The 17,456-nt window shown below is 62.3% G+C and carries 14 protein-coding genes; 7 read left to right on the forward strand and 7 right to left on the reverse strand.

Annotated elements, in window-relative coordinates; all coding sequences use genetic code 11:
• Positions 1-9: 9 nt before the first annotated feature.
• From DMY87_RS20375 to DMY87_RS20390, 4 genes are all read left to right on the forward strand, one after another.
• Entirely contained in the window at positions 10-987 is a 978-nt protein-coding gene (locus tag DMY87_RS20375; protein WP_110793455.1) for a small ribosomal subunit Rsm22 family protein, read from the forward strand.
• Positions 984-1,994 (forward strand): DUF2891 domain-containing protein, encoded by a 1,011-nt coding sequence (locus DMY87_RS20380; RefSeq protein WP_110793456.1) that lies wholly within the window; start codon positions 984-986, stop codon positions 1,992-1,994. The genes DMY87_RS20375 and DMY87_RS20380 overlap by 4 nt, the downstream gene beginning before the upstream one ends.
• On the forward strand, positions 1,994-3,697 hold the full coding sequence (gene lhpI / locus DMY87_RS20385) for a cis-3-hydroxy-L-proline dehydratase (protein ID WP_110793457.1): 1,704 nt from the start codon (positions 1,994-1,996) through the stop codon (positions 3,695-3,697). Before DMY87_RS20380 ends, lhpI begins: the two co-directional genes overlap by 1 nt.
• An 89-nt stretch (positions 3,698-3,786) precedes the next feature.
• Positions 3,787-5,145: an esterase-like activity of phytase family protein gene (locus DMY87_RS20390; RefSeq protein ID WP_110793458.1), complete on the forward strand. Its 1,359-nt coding sequence runs from the start codon at positions 3,787-3,789 to the stop codon at positions 5,143-5,145.
• A 189-nt stretch (positions 5,146-5,334) separates the two neighbouring features.
• Here DMY87_RS20390 and DMY87_RS20395 read toward each other — a convergent pair whose 3' ends face one another.
• From DMY87_RS20395 to DMY87_RS20415, 5 genes are all read right to left on the reverse strand, one after another.
• Positions 5,335-5,856, reverse strand: a complete 522-nt coding sequence (locus DMY87_RS20395; RefSeq protein ID WP_110793459.1) for a ClbS/DfsB family four-helix bundle protein — start codon at positions 5,854-5,856, stop codon at positions 5,335-5,337.
• Positions 5,857-6,072: 216 nt separating this feature from the next.
• On the reverse strand, positions 6,073-7,593 hold the full coding sequence (gene ppx / locus DMY87_RS20400; RefSeq protein ID WP_110793460.1) for an exopolyphosphatase: 1,521 nt from the start codon (positions 7,591-7,593) through the stop codon (positions 6,073-6,075).
• 12 nt (positions 7,594-7,605) lie between these two features.
• Entirely contained in the window at positions 7,606-9,798 is a 2,193-nt protein-coding gene (locus tag DMY87_RS20405) for an RNA degradosome polyphosphate kinase (protein WP_110793461.1), read from the reverse strand.
• 62 nt (positions 9,799-9,860) lie between these two features.
• A complete protein-coding gene (gene hdaA / locus DMY87_RS20410; protein ID WP_110793462.1) occupies positions 9,861-10,568 on the reverse strand; it encodes a DnaA regulatory inactivator HdaA in 708 nt (235 codons plus the stop codon).
• Positions 10,569-11,726 (reverse strand): AI-2E family transporter, encoded by a 1,158-nt coding sequence (locus DMY87_RS20415; RefSeq protein WP_165826372.1) that lies wholly within the window; start codon positions 11,724-11,726, stop codon positions 10,569-10,571.
• Positions 11,727-11,965: 239 nt separating this feature from the next.
• On the opposite strand from DMY87_RS20415, the gene purM reads away from it, so the two are divergent.
• The 3 genes from purM (at position 11,966) to DMY87_RS20430 (ending at position 14,729) form a co-directional block, all read left to right on the forward strand.
• Positions 11,966-13,039 (forward strand): phosphoribosylformylglycinamidine cyclo-ligase, encoded by a 1,074-nt coding sequence (gene purM, locus DMY87_RS20420; RefSeq protein ID WP_110793463.1) that lies wholly within the window; start codon positions 11,966-11,968, stop codon positions 13,037-13,039.
• Entirely contained in the window at positions 13,036-13,692 is a 657-nt protein-coding gene (purN, locus tag DMY87_RS20425) for a phosphoribosylglycinamide formyltransferase (RefSeq protein WP_110793464.1), read from the forward strand. Before purM ends, purN begins: the two co-directional genes overlap by 4 nt.
• A gap of 95 nt (positions 13,693-13,787) precedes the next feature.
• The gene (locus DMY87_RS20430; RefSeq protein WP_110793592.1) at positions 13,788-14,729 is read left to right on the forward strand and encodes an omptin family outer membrane protease; all 942 of its coding nucleotides are present in this window, start codon (positions 13,788-13,790) and stop codon (positions 14,727-14,729) included.
• Here the strand turns inward: DMY87_RS20430 and DMY87_RS20435 are convergent.
• Both DMY87_RS20435 and DMY87_RS20440 read right to left on the reverse strand, forming a co-directional pair.
• Positions 14,726-15,325, reverse strand: coding sequence for an NUDIX domain-containing protein (locus DMY87_RS20435; RefSeq protein WP_110793465.1), 600 nt, complete (start codon positions 15,323-15,325; stop codon positions 14,726-14,728). The two genes, DMY87_RS20430 and DMY87_RS20435, sit on opposite strands and share 4 nt — an antisense overlap.
• A gap of 2 nt (positions 15,326-15,327) precedes the next feature.
• Positions 15,328-17,442: a molybdopterin-containing oxidoreductase family protein gene (locus tag DMY87_RS20440; protein WP_245408992.1), complete on the reverse strand. Its 2,115-nt coding sequence runs from the start codon at positions 17,440-17,442 to the stop codon at positions 15,328-15,330.
• Positions 17,443-17,456 lie beyond the last annotated feature (14 nt).

The raw sequence follows: 17,456 nt of genomic DNA on the forward strand, positions 1-17,456 counted from the left end.
GGAGCTTTCATGGAACTGCCCGCCGCCCTGCGCTCCGCCGTCGACCAGATGCTCTCTGGCGAGCCGCTGGAGAAACTCGCCAAGGCCAGCGCCATTCTCTCCGATCGCTATCGCCGCGAGGTGCGCGACGGGCGTTTCCACATCGACGACGCGCTCGCCGCCAAGGCCTATCTCGCCACCCGCCTGCCCGCCACCTTTGCCGCCGTGCGGGCAGCGTTCGGGATGATCGAAGAGGTCGCGCCGGATTTTGCGCCGACCTCGCTGATCGATCTCGGCTGTGGGCCGGGCACCGCGCTTTGGGCGGCCGCCGACACCTGGTCGACGATTCAGGCCGCCGAGATGGTCGAGGCATCCGAGGCCATTCGCGGTGTCGGAGAAAAGCTTTCCCGCAGTTCGCAGGTCGCCAGCCGCTGGCAGGCGGGGGATGTCACAGCAAAGATCCCGACACTTGCCCCGGCGGATCTCGTGACGCTCGCCTATGTCCTGGACGAATTGCCGCCGACCACCATCGCCAGCGTCACGCAAAAGCTCTGGTCGCTGACCACGGGCATGCTCGTGATCATCGAGCCGGGCACGCCGGCCGGATGGCAGCGCATCCTTGCCGCCCGCGAGACGCTGCGGGGTGCGGGCGCCCATCTCGTCGCCCCCTGCATGCATTCTGAAACCTGTCCGATCGTGGCGCCCGACTGGTGCCACTTTTCGCGCCGGGTGGCACGCTCGCGGGTGCATCGGCTCGCCAAAGGCGCCGAGGTGCCGTGGGAGGACGAGAAATACATCTTCATCGCTGCCTCGCGCGAACCGGTCGCGATCAGTGGCGACCGGGTGCTGGCGCCCCCGCGCGTCAATGGCGGTGTCGGGCGGGTCAAGCTCTGTCGCACCGATGGCACGACCGCCGAGCTGACGCTCAGCAAACGCGACGGCGATGCCTTCAAGGAGATCCGCCGGGCCGACTGGGGCGACCGGCTAGAACTGGGGAATAAGGGATGACTTCGCGGCTGACATCCGAGTTTGCCTCTCGTCTCGCGAAGGTCGCGCTCGGCCATGTCACTCGCGAATATCCCAATCATATCCTGCATGGGCTCGAAGGACCTCAGGATGCGAAGACGCCATCCGAGCTTCATCCGGTCTTCTACGGCAGCTATGACTGGCATTCCTGCGTGCATGGCTACTGGATGCTGGCACGGCTGCTGCACCTCCATCCGGAAATGCCGGAAGCGCAAGCAATCCGCGATCTCTTCGCCACGATGCTGGTGCCCGACAAGATCGGCGGCGAATGCGCCTATTTCGACCGGCCGATGGCGCGCGGTTACGAGCGTCCCTATGGCTGGGGCTGGTTGCTGAAGCTTGGCGCCGAGTTGCACGGCCACGAAGATCCTGCCTGGGCCGAGGCGTTGTCGCCGCTGACAGAGCGGATCGTCAAGCGTTTCCGGGATTTTCTGCCGCTCGCCACCTATCCTGTCCGTACAGGCACACATTACAACACCGCCTTTGCGCTGAGGCTCGCTGCCGACTTCGCCGACACCGTCGGAGACGATACCTTCTTCGATCTGCTGCGCTCCACAGCGCTGCGCTGGTACGGCTCTGACACTGCCTGCCCCGCCTGGGGCGAGCCCTCGGGCGACGACTTCCTGTCGCCAGCGCTGATAGAGGCGGAATGCATGCGCCGGCTCCTGCCCGCCACCGAGTTTGCCCATTGGTTCGATGGTTTCCTGCCTGAGATCGCAGCCGGCCAGCCGCGCACCCTTTTTGCGCCCGCCTCTGTGTCCGATCGCTCTGACGGCAAGATTGCCCATCTCGATGGTTTGAACATCAGTCGCGCCTGGTGCTGGTCGTCTCTGGCGAACACGCTGACGGACACGGACCCGCGCCGACCCGTGATGCGCGATGCCGTGCATCGGCATCTCGCAGCAGGGATCGCGCATGTGGCTGGCGACTATATGGGGGAACATTGGCTGGCGAGTTTTGCAGTCCTGGACCTGACGGAGACGAAATGATGGGCAGCCTCCATGACACCATCGACATCTCGGGCCGCGTGCTGGTTTCAGGCTCCGCCGAGGGAGAGGTGCTGTTCACCGACACCGCGCTCAGCTTCTGGGGTGGTGCGGATGCCGTGACCGGCGAGATCATCGACCGGCATCACCCGCTGAGCGGCGAGCGGCTGACGGGCCGCGTCTTGGCGCTGCCTACCAGCCGTGGCTCCTGCACCGGCAGCGGCGTGATCCTCGAACTGATCCTCAACGGACAAGGTCCGGCCGCTATCGTGCTCGAACACCCCGAGGCGATCATCACGCTGGGCGTCATCGTCGCGGAGGAGGTGTTCGGGCGGTCCATTCCGGTGATTGCAGTCGGCAAGGAGAAGTTTGCCACATTGAAGACAGCTAGACGCATCCGGATCAGCAATGCCGTTGCAGGCATCGGTTCGGACATCGCGCTCACGGATCAGGACCAGGCCATTCGCTGTGGAGAGCGGGGCGAAGCGGCTGCCGTTGCGATGCGGATCGTGCTGCGGATGGCGGCGCTTGAAGGCGCCAAAGATCTGATCGACATCACCCGCTCCCATATCGACGGCTGCATCTATACCGGTCCTGGCGGCCTCGCCTTTGCCGAGAAGCTGCGCGATCTCGGCGGTCGCGTCGTGGTGCCGACGACACTGAATGCGATTTCGGTCGATCACCGGCGCTGGCAGGCGCAGGGTGTCTCGGAGGCACTCGGGCGCCCGGCAACTGATGTGGCCGATGCCTATGTGGCGATGGGGGCTCAAGCCACCTTTACCTGCGCGCCCTATCTGCTCGATGACCGGCCCGCACGTGACGAGCAGATCGTCTGGGCGGAATCGAATGCCGTCGTCTATGCCAACAGCGTGCTTGGCGCCCGGACGATGAAATATCCTGACTATCTCGACATCGCGATCGCGCTGACGGGCCGGGCCCCCAAGGCGGGCTGTCATCTGCCGGAGGAGCGCGCACCGCAGGTCCGGGTCACCGTGCCACCGCTTGAGGATGTGGACGACAGTCTCTGGCCGTTGCTTGGATATCTCATTGGGACCGTTTCGCCCGATCAGATACCACTGGTCGAGGGGCTGTCCCAGCACCACCCGGATACGGACGCCCTGAAGGCTTTCGGGGCCGCCTTTGCCACGACATCTGCCGCGCCGATGTTTCATATCTCAGGTGTGACGCCGGAGGCCGCCGATGCCGAGACCTTCGCGGCACTCGACCTTCCGACCATCTCCCTCACCGACGAAGACCTGCTTCGCGCCTGGCACGAACTGAACGGCGCAGAGGCGGGTTCCGTGCAATTGGTCTCGCTCGGCAATCCACATTTCTCCGCCACCGAACTGGCCGCGCTTGCCGCCCTCTGCCGTGGGAAGACCCGTCATCCGCACGTACCCCTGGTCGTCACCTGCGGGCGCGCCGAAATGGCGAAGGCGGAGTCCTCGGGCGATGTCGCCGCGCTCACGGCCTTCGGCGTCACCCTCGTCAATGATACCTGCTGGTGCATGGTGACCGAGCCTGTCATTCCCGTCGATGCCAAGGTCATCATGACCAATTCCGGCAAATATGCCCATTACGGCCCAGGTCTCACCGGGCGGACCATGCGGTTTGGCAGTCTAGCCGCCTGCGTGGAGGCCGCCGTGACGGGTGAAGATCGCGGCGTTTTGCCTCCATGGCTCGGTGCGCCTGTGGGTAAGTGCTGACGTCACCGAAACTTCACCTGATCGCAATCGGTGCGACATGAAGCCTCTCTAGCACTTTGGCGTTTCCTCCCTTCCAACAAGGTGACGCCATGACCAAAGCTCTTCTGACGTCTGCTGCTCTCTTCATTCTCTTCGTCTCCCAGGCTTCGGCCGAGGAGAAGGTATTCCCCGCCAAGCTGGTGAACCAGGCGATCCTGCCGGCCAACACCATCATTGCCGCCCCGGCTGATGCGCCTGCCTATCTCAAGACCTCCGGCAAGTTCTCGACCGCCGACCGCAAGCGCGCCGAGGCCATCGGCTCCGTTCCCGGCAAGGATGGCGTGCGTCCGACCGGCCTGTCGCTTCCCTTCGACGGCCAGCCCGTACAGGGTTTTTCCGGCATCAAGGCCATGCCCGACGGCAGCTTCTGGAGCCTGTCGGACAACGGCTTCGGTTCGAAGACGAATTCCACCGATGCCATGCTGATGCTGCATCACCTGACCTTCGACTGGGATGCCGGCACGGTAAAGGTCGAAAAGACCCTGTTCCTCACCGATCCCGACAAGAAGGCACCCTTCCCGATCACCATGGAAGGCTCGGACAAGCGTTATCTGACCGGGGCGGATTTCGACGTCGAATCCATCCAGCCGGTGGCGGATGGCTTCTGGGTCGGCGAAGAACTCGGCCCCTACATCCTGAAGTTCTCGACTGAGGGCGTGCTGACCGACGTCATCGCGACAAAGGCCGGCGAGATCGACGTGAAGTCGCCCGACAATCCGACCATCGTCGTCCCGGCCAACCCGGCCGCCAAGATGCCGGCCTTCAACCTGAAGCGCTCCGGCGGCTATGAGGGCCTTGCCCTGTCGAAGGACGGCACGAAGCTCTATGGCCTGCTCGAAGGTCCGCTCTATCTCGAAGACGGCTCGGTTGAAAAGGCGGATGGCCTCACCGCCCTGCGCATCATCGAACTCGACGCCGCCTCCAAGGCCTGGACCGGCAAGACCTGGCTTTACCCGCTGTCCGAAGGCGGCGAAGCAATCGGCGACTTCAACATGATCGACGCGACCACCGCTCTCGTGATCGAGCGCGACAATGGTGCGGGTGTGGCGGAAAAGGCCTGCGCCGATCCGAAGGCACCGGCTGCCGACTGCTTCGCCGTCCCGGCCAAGCACAAGCGCATCTACAAGATCGAGATGACGGAAGAGAATGCCGGCAAGGCCGTGCGCAAGATCGGCTATATCGATCTGATGAAGATCGAAGACCCCGACAACAAGAAGCGCCAGGGCGGCGGCGAAGGTTTCTACGACATGCCCTTCGTCACCATCGAGAATGTCGACGTGGTCGACCCGACCCATATCATCGTCGGCAACGACAACAACCTGCCGTTTTCGGCCGGCCGTGCGCTGGACAAGGCTGACGACAGCGAGTTCGTCCTGCTGGAAGTCGGGGAATTCCTCGCGGCGAAGTAAGCGCGACGCCGGGGATTGTGCGGCCTAGAGCCGTCCCCGGCAATTCAACAACGTTCTGCCGCACAACTGAGCCTCATCGGCTGAGTTTGCGGCAGATATCTTTCCCCTTGCGTGGCGGCGCTCCGCTATGGAGACCGGAAGTTCGAGCACGACTACGTGTTTCGTGGGCCATGGTGGTCTTTGTATGCCTCAAGCACCGGGCGCCCCTCTCTTTGACTTGAGCCACGTCCGCACTCGACCGCGCGCATTCTCGTAAGGTGACGAGGTGTTGAACTGGATCATACGCCCCATCGGCCACTTCTCATACCAGGGACTGCCATAGAGCTCCTCGTTGCTGCGCGCGTCGATCTCGGAAACAATCCGCCCCTTCGCCTGTGCCAAGCGCTCAAGAACCTGCGGATATGGGATGCCCTCGTAATCTTCGTAGAATTTTTGAGCGAGCTGCCCCAACTCGTTCCACTTGAATCCTGTTTCTGGAAAATCGACCGGCTGACCTGCCGCGTCCCGGTCAAGCCATTTCAGAACCAGCTCGTTCCACCCCACCAGATATGCTGCAAGATTGGCAACGCTCATCTTCGTTCCCTTCCTGTGACCCTCCAGGCTTTGTTCATGGACCAAGGAAACCGGAACGCCGCGCAGCTCTCTATCAAGTTTGTCGAAGCTCGATTCGATCGCTGCCAGCAACTCGTCTTTGTTTTGGGGAACCGCCACGCTCTTCTACCTTCGTCGCCTCGCCGACCGACGCGACAATTTACATTTCAACTCTCAACCACCAAAACAGGCCAAACCCGCAGAAGGCGAGAGGACAAATTGTTGCACGCTGAGATGCAAGGCAAGGGAGACGAGGCATGATACCCATGCGGAGGAAAAGCCGATGGCTACGTCGAGCCAGCTCGGTCTTCTGTCCACTGCATCTGGCGTTTCGACTTACTCGAACACAAACGCCAGCCGCTTGCCGGTGAGCTTGGCGAGCTGCGTCAGGCGGCCATCCAGCCGTTCGCCGGAAAAGACCTCGTAAGCCTTCGGCACGACGAATTCGAGATCGAGCTCGGGATTGTCGGAGCGGCGGAAGGTCAGGTCGTGGACGATGCCGGGCATCGAGGCTGAAAACAGATAGACCACGCGCAGCATGCCGCCGACAAGCTTTGCTCTATCGAGCAGGCGTTCCGTGGCGATTGCCGCCAAAGGACCGGTCTGGCCGTCGTCATGCAGGCCTTCGAAGCGGTAATAGTTGGTGAGCGCGATGAAGGCGCGGCCCGGATGGGTGATGCCGACGAAGGAGGAGTGGGCAATCACGTTCAGGGCCTGCAGGCCGCGATAATCAGGATGGGCGCGCCAGCTGATGTCGGCCAGCAGGCAGGCGGCCTGGCGGTAGCGGCTTTCCTCTTCCGTTTCCTCGATATCGAAGAAAGGCATCATGCGACCGGTCCAGTCCGCAAGTTCGCGGGCGTGTTCCGGTGAGCGGGCGCGCAGGATCGCCAGTTCGTCGGCCGCTTCCAGGAGCGGGTCGAGCGCCTGCTCTTCATCCAGCAGCAGTGAATACAGATAGCCTTCGCGCACACCCTGGGCGGAGAAGCAGACGGTGCGCGGCTTCATCACCTCGATCACTTCCCGCAGCGCAATGGCGCCGAAGGGGATCAGATTGCGGCGGTTCTTGGAGATCGAAGCCCAGGCCGGATCGCGGCTGTTGGCGCCGGAAATGATCTCGTCGAGAAAGAAGGCGATCTCGTCATAGGGCAGCTCATAACCTTGCATCATGTGCAGCGGATATTTGCGGATCTCCATGTGCAGCTTGGCGATGTTACGCCAGGTGCCGCCGACCGCATAGAAGGTGCGGCCCATGCCCTTGGACAGAAAATTGGCGCCTGAAATCAGCTTTTTCGCCATGGCGCGCGCCTTGGGCAGCGATCCCTCCACGGCCTCCGAAAGACGCAGACCGCCGAGCGGCAGGGTGATGCCCTTGCCGAAGGTCTTGCCGCTGATGTCGATCAGTTCCAGCGAACCGCCGCCGAGGTCTCCGGCGATGCCATCGGCGTCATGGAAGCCGCTGATGATGCCGAGCGCCGAATATTTTGCTTCTTCCTCGCCTGTCAGCACGACGATCTCGTGGCCAAGAATCTCTTCGGCGCGGGCGATGAAATCAGGACCGTTCGAGGCCTCGCGGGCAGCGGCGGTTGCCAGCACATACATGCGGGTCGCCTGAGCCTGTTCGGAGAGTGCACGAAAGCGCCTGAGAGCCGCAAGCGCACGCTCGACGCCCTGCTCGTCCATGCGACCGGTCGTTGCGACCCCCTTGCCGAGACCACACAGAACCTTCTCGTTGAACAAGACCGTCGGTGCGCGGGAGAGCCCCTCATAGATCACCAGACGGATCGAGTTCGAGCCGATGTCAACGACGGAGACAGGGGCAATCCCGGGAAGACGCCCCTGCGCTTCAGATCTTGTCATGAGGTACCAGTGTTAGCGTTTCCTGCCGGAAATCAGGCCGGCGATCAGTTTCGGTGCACTCGATTTCAAGGCTTCGCCCCGGCCCGACAGGCTGGGATTGGTCATGAAATAGTGCTGGGCGTTGAAAGGTTCCTCACCCTGTCGCACCTCGATACGGCGTGACGTTCCGTCGGCCAATATCTCGTAGCTCTGCTGGTTGTCAATCAGGTTGCCCAGCATGATCTGGGACAGCACCTGCTCATGCACCGTCGGGTTGATCAGCGGCACCAGCGTTTCGACGCGGCGGTCGAGATTGCGCGGCATCATGTCGGCCGAGCCGATATAGACGAGTGCCTTTTCCGACGGCAGACGATGGCCGTTGCCGAAGCAGAAGATGCGGCTGTGTTCAAGGAAACGGCCGACGATGGACTTCACCCGGATATTGTCCGAGAGGCCGGCAACACGGGGGCGCAGGCAGCAGATGCCGCGGATGACAAGGTCGATCTCGACACCGGCCTGGCTTGCGGCATAGAGCGCATCGATGATCTCGGGGTCGACCAGCGAATTCATCTTCATCCAGATCTGCGCCGGGCGCCCGGCCTTGGCGTGCTCGATCTCTTCGTTGATGTGCTTGAGGATACGCGGGCGCAGTGTATAGGGCGACACCGCCAGCTTCATGCCCTCTTCCGGCTCGCCATAACCGGTAATGAAGTTGAAGACATTCGCCATATCGTGGGCGATCTTCGGGTTGCAGGTGAAGAAGGACAGGTCCGTGTAGATCTTCGCCGTCACCGGATGGTAGTTGCCGGTGCCGAGATGGCAATAGGTGCGGAGCTTGCCGTCTTCACGACGTACGACCATCGACATCTTGGCATGGGTCTTGAGTTCGATGAAGCCGAAGACGACCTGCACGCCCGCGCGCTCCAGGTCGCGCGCCCAGCGGATGTTCGCCTCTTCGTCGAAGCGGGCCTTGAGTTCGACGAGCGCCGTCACCGACTTGCCGGCTTCGGCGGCATCGATCAGGGCGCGGACAATCGGGCTGTCGTTCGAGGTACGATAGAGGGTCTGCTTGATCGCCAGCACGTCCGGATCGCGCGCGGCCTGCAGCAGGAACTGCACGACGACGTCGAAGCTTTCATAGGGGTGGTGGACGATCATGTCCTTTTCGCGGATCGCGGCCAGGCAGTCGCCGGCATGTTCGCGCACACGCTCGGGGAAACGGGCATTGTAGGGCTCGAAGCGCAAGTCGTCGCGCGGGGCCTTGCAGATCTCGGAGATGGTGTTGAGGGCCAGCAGGCCCGGCAGGACGGCGACGCGATTGTCCGGGACGTTCAGTTCGTGGACAACGAACTGGCGGAGCGCCACCGGCATTTCGGAATCGACCTCGATGCGGATGACCGAGCCGCGACGGCGGCGCTTGAGCGCCGTCTCGAAGAAGCGCACGAGATCCTCGGCCTCTTCTTCCACTTCGATATCGCTGTCTCGGATGATGCGGAAGGTGCCGAAGCCCTTGACCTCGTAACCCGGATAAAGCCGGTTGATGAACAGGCCGACGACATCCTCCAGCGTGATGTAGCGGATGGTCTGGCCGATATCCTGCAGGCGGATGAAGCGGTCGAGCGTCGGCGGCAGACGCAGAAGCGCCGTCATCGGCTCGCCCGTCCGGCTGGAGCACAGCTGCAGGCCCATGGAGAAGCCGAGATTGGGAATGAAGGGGAACGGATGGGCCGGATCGATGGACAGCGGCGTCAGGACCGGGAAGATCGAATCCTCGAAGGTATTTTCCAGCCAGCGGCGGTCGTCGTCGGAGAGGGCTGCCGGACGGACGATCAGGATCTCCTCATTGGCGAGATACTGCTGCAGAACGGCCAGCGACGCCTGCTGCTCCATCTGCAGGTTGTCGATTTCCTTCAGGATGTCGTCCAGCTGCTCGGCCGGCGTCTTGCCATCGGGGCTGCGCACCACGATGCCCTGGCGCACCTGACCTTCGAGGCCGGCGACGCGAACCATGAAGAACTCATCGAGGTTGGCCGCAGAGATCGACAGGAATCGGACCCGCTCGAGAAGCGGATGGGCGGTGTTCAACGTTTCCTCGAGGACGCGGCGATTGAACTGCAGCCAGGAAAACTCGCGGTTGACGAAGCGTAGCGGGCTGGTGCGGATATCTTCCGCTGCGGCCGCATCCTCGCCGTTTGTCCCAACCGTCTCGTTTACCGCGCTGTCCATGTCTTCGTCCCTCTATTGACCCTTGGGCCACGTATTACAGTATGACGACAGTTCTGTGACGCCTAGTCCCCGCCCACCGGCTGTTCGAGCGTCTCCAGCACTTCTGCGGCAAGGCTGCGGCTGATGCGGGTGCGGCGCGAGAGCGCCACCTTGTCCAGGCGGTCGACGACCTGCTGGGCGGCGGTGAAGGATCGTTCCATCCGCTTCACGATATACCCAACGATCTTGTCATCAATGTAAAGCTGGCGATCGGCAAACAGCTTCATGATCAACTGGCCCAGAAGCTCTTCATCCGGGGCGCCGATCTCGACCACGGTGGCCGCCTTCAATCGTGACGCAAGGTCCGGCAAAGCGACATTCCACGAGGGCGGGAAGCTGCGCGAGGTGATCAGCAGCGAGGTGCCATGCTGGCGCACGGCATTGATGACATGGAAAAGCTCGACCTCGTCGAAGCCGTTGCGATCGGCATCCTCCAGCACGACGGGTCCGGCGGCCGCGAGGCTTGATGCCCCCTGCCCGGCTTTCGCCTGGATATCGGCGGCGCCGCTGACATCGCGAAAAATCTGCGCCAGATGCGATTTGCCGGAGCCTTCCGGTCCCTGGAGGATCACCACCGGCGACGGCCAGGCCGGCCAGGCATCGACCAGCGACACAGCGGCCGCCAGACGCTCGGACACCAGAAGGTCGTCACGCCCCGTGGCGGATCCATGATCGAAGACGAGCGGCAGCTGTTCGCCGGGCCGCTCGGGAGCCCGTTTGACGTCAGTCATTCACTTCTCTGTGGCCTGGGACGCGCTCTCGCCGCCGATTTCACTGACGGTGGGGGTTGCAGCGAGCGAAAGATCGAGCGCCGAACCATAATAGAGATCGCTGTCAAGATATCGCGAGATTGCAAAGCGGACAAGCACGCCGATGGCGGCAGCCGCCGGGACCGCCACGAGCACGCCGACAAAGCCGAACAGCGCGCCAAAGGCAAAGAGGGCAAACATCAGCCAGACCGGGTGCAGGCCGACGCTTTTGCCCACCAGCTTGGGCTGCAGGATATTGCCCTCGATGAACTGGCCGAGGAAGAAGATGCCGGCGATGACGCCGATCCAGATGAAGTCCGGCCAGAACTGGACCAGCGCAACGCCGACTGCCAGCAATAGCCCGACGGTGGAGCCAACATAGGGGATGAAGCTGATCAGACCGGTGAAGAAGCCGATGAGGAGGCCGAAGTTGAGCCCGGCGAGCGACAGGCCGACGGCATAAAAAATGCCGAGAATGAGGCAGAGCGAGCCCTGACCGCGCACGAATCCGGCGATCGTGTTGTCGAGTTCCGTCGCCAACTGGCGCACCGTGGCGAGCTGGTTGCGCGGCACCCAGCTGTCGACCTTGGCGATCATGCGGTCCCAGTCGAGCAGCAGGTAAAAGGCGACGACCGGGGTCACGACGAGCAGGGAGACGATGTCGAGCAAAGCCTTGCCGGAGTTCCAGATCTGCTCGATCAAAGTGCCGATAAAGCCGACGCCCTCGCTCAGATAGCGGGAGAAGTTCTGGCGGATCGTTTCCATCTGGCCATCCACCCAGTCGGGCAGCCAGGAGGCATTTGAGGTCGCGATGAAGCTCTGGAGCTGCGAGACATATTCAGGCACGCGCTGGATGAAGTCGTTCAACTGGCTCGCCAGCACAGGGATGATGATCATCAGCGACAGCACGAAGACGATGACGAAGGAGATCAGGATGACGACCGTCGCCATCAACCGGCTGAGCCCGATCCGCTCCAGGCGGTCGGCCACCGGATCAAGGAAATAGGCGAGCGCCATGCCGGCGATGAAGGGCAGCAGGATCGAGGAGAACATCATCAGGAAGACGACGAAGACGGCCAGCGCCAACAGCCAGAACAGGGCCTGGCGGCGGAGGCCGATTGCGCTGATGTTGCGAGCCATATCCTGTCTCCGTCTGGAATTCGTGGTCGGCCTCCATGCTGCGCATGCGAGGCAATTCGTCCCTAGGAGATAGGTCACCCCCGAACCAAAGGTCAAGAACTCGCGGAGGAGCAAGTTCCATATCCGCAACCCTGCGGCCAGTTTGGCCGGGAAATCGTGCACTTGTCCGGCTCCCGGCTTGCATATCGGGCCTCTTCATGCCATGGCCAGCCCAAATTCTCGCAGGATCGGAGGCAGGCATGAGCCAGGCTGGCAAGAACGGGTTGACCTATAGCGATGCAGGGGTCGATATCGACGCGGGCAACCTGATGGTCGAGAAGATCAAGCCGGCGGTCAAGTCGACCCGGCGTCCCGGCGCGGATGGCGAAATTGGTGGCTTCGGCGGGCTCTTCGACCTAAAGGCTGCCGGCTTCAAGGATCCGATCCTGGTCGCAGCAAACGACGGCGTCGGCACCAAGCTGAAGATTGCGATCGACGCCAATATCCACGGCACCGTGGGCATCGACCTCGTCGCCATGTGCGTCAACGATCTCGTCGTCCAGGGCGCCGAGCCCCTGCTCTTCCTCGACTATTTCGCCACCGGCAAGCTGGACCCGGACCAGGGTGCGGCGATCGTCCAGGGCATTGCCGCCGGCTGCCGCGAGGCGGGTTGCGCGCTGATCGGCGGCGAGACCGCTGAAATGCCCGGCATGTATTCCAAGGGCGACTACGACCTCGCGGGCTTTGCCGTCGGTGCTGCCGAGCGTGGCGAGCTGCTGCCGGCGGGCGACATTGCCGAAGGCGACGTGATCCTCGGCCTCTCCTCCTCCGGCGTGCATTCCAACGGCTTTTCGCTGGTGCGCAAGATCGTCGAACTCTCGGGCCTTGCCTGGGATGCACCGTCGCCCTTCGCCGAGGGACAGTCGCTGGGTGCGGCCCTTCTCACCCCGACCCGCATCTATGTGAAGCCGCTTCTGAAGGCGATCAAGGAAACCAAGGCTCTGAAGGCGCTTGCCCACATCACCGGCGGCGGTTTCCCGGAAAACATTCCGCGCGTTCTGCCGAAACATCTTGCCGCCGAGATCGACCTCACGTCCTTCCAGGTTCCCGCCGTCTTCTCCTGGCTCGCCAAGACCGGCGGCGTTGCCCAGAACGAAATGCTGCGCACCTTCAACTGCGGCATCGGCATGGTCGTCGTCGTCTCCGCCGACAAGGTGGATGAGGTGACCAAGGTGCTGGAAGCCGAAGGTGAGACCGTCGCCCGCCTCGGTCGCATGATCGCCCGCGAAGAGGGTGCCCATGGCGTGACCTACAAGGGTGCGCTCGCCCTATGAGCGGAGGTCGCAAACGCGTCGTTGCCTTCATTTCCGGCGGCGGCTCGAACATGCTGGCGCTGGCGAAAGCCTGTGAAGCCGGCGAATACCCGGCCGAGATCGTCGCCGTGTTCTCCGACAAGCCGGAAGCCGGCGGGCTTGCCAAGGCGCAAGCGCTCGGCCTTCCGACACGCGTGTTCGAGCGCAAGGCCTATGGCTCCAAGGCCGAGCATGAGGCGGCTATCCTTGCCGCGCTCGCCGAGATCGGGCCGGATCTCACCTGCCTCGCCGGTTATATGCGCCTGCTCTCAGGCGAATTCATCCGCGCCTATGAGGGCCGAATTCTCAACATCCACCCTTCCCTCCTGCCCCTTTTCCCGGGTCTTCACACCCATCAGCGTGCGCTTGATGCCGGCATGAAGGTCGCGGGCTGCACCGTGCACTTCGTGACCGAAGGCATGGACGAGGGTCCTGTGATCGCGCAATCCGTGGTGCCTGTGCTGATCGACGACACAGCAGAGACGCTTGCGGCACGGGTGCTCACCGTCGAGCACAAGACCTATGCGGCAGCGTTGAAACTGGTCGCTTCAGGCAATGTTTCCATGCGCGCCGATGGCACAGTCGAGCGGCTCGGCTCTGAAACGGATGCATCGGCGACGCTGATCAGCGCCTGAGACGCAGGCAAATTCGTCTCCTCGAGGCCAACCGCTAGCATTCTCTTAACCATAAATATGCAACCTTGACTTACTTCAGCGTCATGGTTGGTCTCATGCTTATCTCAAAGAAATTTTTCAGCCTCTCTCTCGGCGGAATTCTGATTTCCGCAGTGCCCCTGTCCGCCCAGGATGGTTTCGTCTCCGGCGGATCTGGCGATATCACCTATTTCGCCGGTGTCGGCATCGCCAACATCAAAGCCGGCGAATATGTCTATGATGGCGACCACAAACTCAGCCAGCTCGACTGGGAAAGCAAGGGCGTCAAGACCGGCACAATTGGCGCTCAGATGGAGCTTGGCGACAACTGGCGGATCAAGGGGCAGATCGATGTCGGGCTTGGCGGCGACGGACACATGGAGGACCGTGACTGGGTCGTTCCGAGCTATTCGGGCTGGACGGATCAGTCTATCCACCCCGACACCAAGCTGGATCGCTACATCAACCTGCTGATCGAAGCCGACCGGGCGGTGATCGACACCGGGACGACCCGCGTCGGACTGGGCGGCGGCTTCGGCTATGCCAATGTCAAATGGACTTCGCGGGGCGGCAGCTACATCTATTCCAACGTGACGCTCCACGACACTGTTGGCAATTTTACCGACGGTGAAAAAGGCATCACCTACGAACAGCGCATTCCGACCCTTTTCCTCAGCGCCAATGCCGAACAGCAGATCGGAAAGTTCAAGCTGTCCGGCACCGTTCGCGGCGGCGGAAGCTTCGACTACAAGGATGTCGACGATCACTGGATGCGGGATCTTCGTTTCAAGGAAGAGATGGGCTTCGCACCAATGCTGGGCGCAGCAATCAGCGCTGACTATCAGTTCCTGCCATCCGCAGCGATTTATGTTGCCGGCGATTTCCAGAAAATCTTCAATACCCGCGGTGACATGGACCAGCGCAACACCGTTACCGGTGCAACGTCCAGCTTCGATGATTCCGCATCCGCATCCTATCAGTCGCTGACGATATCGACCGGCGTCAAAGGCACATTCTAGGCGCTCTTGCCGCTCCCCCTGAGCGCCGCCCATTGCAGCAGCATGATCGTCTTCGCGTCGACGATCTCGCCGGCCTCGACCATGTCGAGCGCTTCGGCGAAAGCAAGCTCGATCACTTCGAGATCTTCCTGCTCGTCCAGCAGGCCGCCGCCTTCGGCGACACGGTCACTGTCCGTCACTGCGGCGTAGAACCCATGGAGCTTTTCGGTGACAGACCCCGGAGACATATAAGCAGCGAACGCGGGTGTCGCCTTGGCGATCTTGTAGCCGGTTTCCTCAAGCGCCTCCCGCAAAGCCGCCTGCATCGCCGTCTCGCCTTCATCGATGAAGCCGGCCGGCACTTCGAGCAGATAGGCATGGTCGCCGCTCAGATGGGCGGCAATCCGCAGCTGGCGCACCAGGGTCACCGTGTCGCGCTCGACATTGTGCAGGAGTATGGCCGAGGCATTGCGGCGCTCGAAGACTTCCCAGGAAAGGCGATGCGGCGCCCTACCCTCGCGGAAGAAATCGAAGGTGATGCCACGCAGGTGGCTCCAACCCTTCCATAGCGTCTTGTCTTCCAGGATGGCGATCCGGGCCTTGTCAAATATGCTCATATTTATGCTTTTCTCATCCAGACCTTGTTGTCGTGGAAAGCGGCACCGCCATGGGGGGCTGCGGGATCGCCGCCGGTCAGGACATTGATGCCTTCACCGTCGAGATGGGCCTTGTTCGGCCAAAGGCCTTCCGCCACCAGCACGCCCGATTTCACGGCCTCGGTGATCTTGGCGTGGATGCGCAAATCCCCTCTGACATTGCCCAGGCGAACGACATCGCCATCCATGACGCCAAGTGCTGCGGCGTCGGTCGGATTGACCATGACCTCAGGACGGCCTTCCTTGTCGCGCGAGGTTTTCGTCTCGGCGAAGGTGGAGTTCAGGAAGTTGCGCGCCGGAGACGTGGCGAGCCGGAAGGGATGTTCAGCATCGGCCACTTCGATCAGGTCCACCTGGTCGGGGTAGACGGGCAGCGACTTGACGGGACCGAGCGAACCGAGTTTTGCCGGCGGCTTGTTCGGGGCTGGCGTATTTTCCCAGTCCGGCTTGAAGCGGAACTTGCCGTCCAGATGGGCAAAGCCGTTCAGATAATGTGCTTCATCGAAAGCCGGCTGGCAATCGAGCCACTTGTCTTCGATCAGCGTGTCGAAATCCGGCTTGCCGCTGACATAGAGCATGCGCTCGATATGCTCGCGCTCCGTCTTGCCGAAACCGGGGCGATCGGCAACGCCGAGGCGTTTGGCCAATTCCTCGATGACGAAGAGATTGGTGCGCACCATGGTCGGCGCGTCGACGAGCTTGGGTCCGAGCAGGATATGGCTCTGGCCGCCGCCGCGATAGATGTCGTCGTGTTCGACGAACATGGTGGCGGGGAGCACGATATCGGCCAGTTCCGCGGTTTCGGTCATGAACTGCTCGTGCACGGCGACGAAGAGGCCATCGCGCAAGAAGCCCTGCTTCACCAGCCGCTGTTCGGGCGCGACATTCACCGGGTTGGTGTTCTGGATGAGCATCGCAGTGACCGGGCCGCCATAGCGTAATGCTTCGGTATCGCCGGTCAGCACGCGGCCGATCTGCGACTGGTCGAGCATGCGGATGTCTGGATCGACCATGGCCGTGCCCATCAGCTCAGCCTTGTTCAGCTGGAAGATGTCGCTGTTCGAGTGGAAGGCGCCACCACCCTCGTATTGCCAGGCGCCGAGCACGGTTGCGAGCGACAGAGCCGCATGCATGGAGACCGCACCATTGCGGCTGCGGGTGAAGCCGTAACCGAGGCGGAAGAAACTCTTTTTCGTCTGGCCGACGAGGCGGGCGAAGGCTTCGATCTCCTCGACGGAAAGGCCGGTGATATCAGAGGCCCATTCCGGCGTCTTGTCCTTCAAATGCGCTTCCAGCCCTGCCGGATCATCGGCGAATTTCGCCATATAGGCACGGTCCGCATAACCGTCACGGAAGGCGATATGCATGGCGGCGCAGGCAAGCGCTGCATCGGTGCCGGGCTTCAGGATGAGGGCCATGTCGGCCTGCTTCATCGTCGGATTGTCATAGATGTCGACAACGACGATCTTGGCGCCACGGTCTTTGCGCGCCTTGATCGCATGGGTCATGACGTTGACCTGGGTCGCGACCGCATTGGTGCCCCAGATGACAACGCAATCGGAGACGGCCATCTCACGCGGGTCGGGACCGCGCAGCGTGCCGGTGCCCATGACATAGCCGGTCCAGGCCATGTTGGTGCAGATCGTGCCGAAGAAGCCGGAATATTTCTTGGCATGGCGCAGGCGCTCGATCGAATCGCGCTGCACGAGGCCCATGGTGCCGGCGTAGAAGTAAGGCCAGACGGCCTCGGAGCCGTGGCGCTGCTCGGCCTTGACGAAGGCATCGGCGATCTCGTCGAGGGCCGCTTCCCAGGTAACATCCTGCCACTGGCCGGCGCCCTTCGCCCCTGCCCTGCGCACCGGCTTCATCAGGCGATCGGGATGATAGAGCCGCTCGGCATAACGCGCGACCTTGGCGCAGATCACGCCGGCCGTGTAGGTGTTCTCGGTCGCCCCACGCATGCGGCCGATGCGGCCGTCCTCCGTCAGTTCGACGTCAAGCGCGCAGGTGGATGGACAGTCATGCGGACAGGCCGTATGACCGAGCGACCGGTTTCGGATGGGGCTCTGAATGTTCATGGGCCGGTTATAGG

Origin of the sequence: Peteryoungia wuzhouensis, assembly GCF_003205195.1 — a bacterium.
GTDB lineage: Bacteria > Pseudomonadota > Alphaproteobacteria > Rhizobiales > Rhizobiaceae > Allorhizobium > Allorhizobium wuzhouense.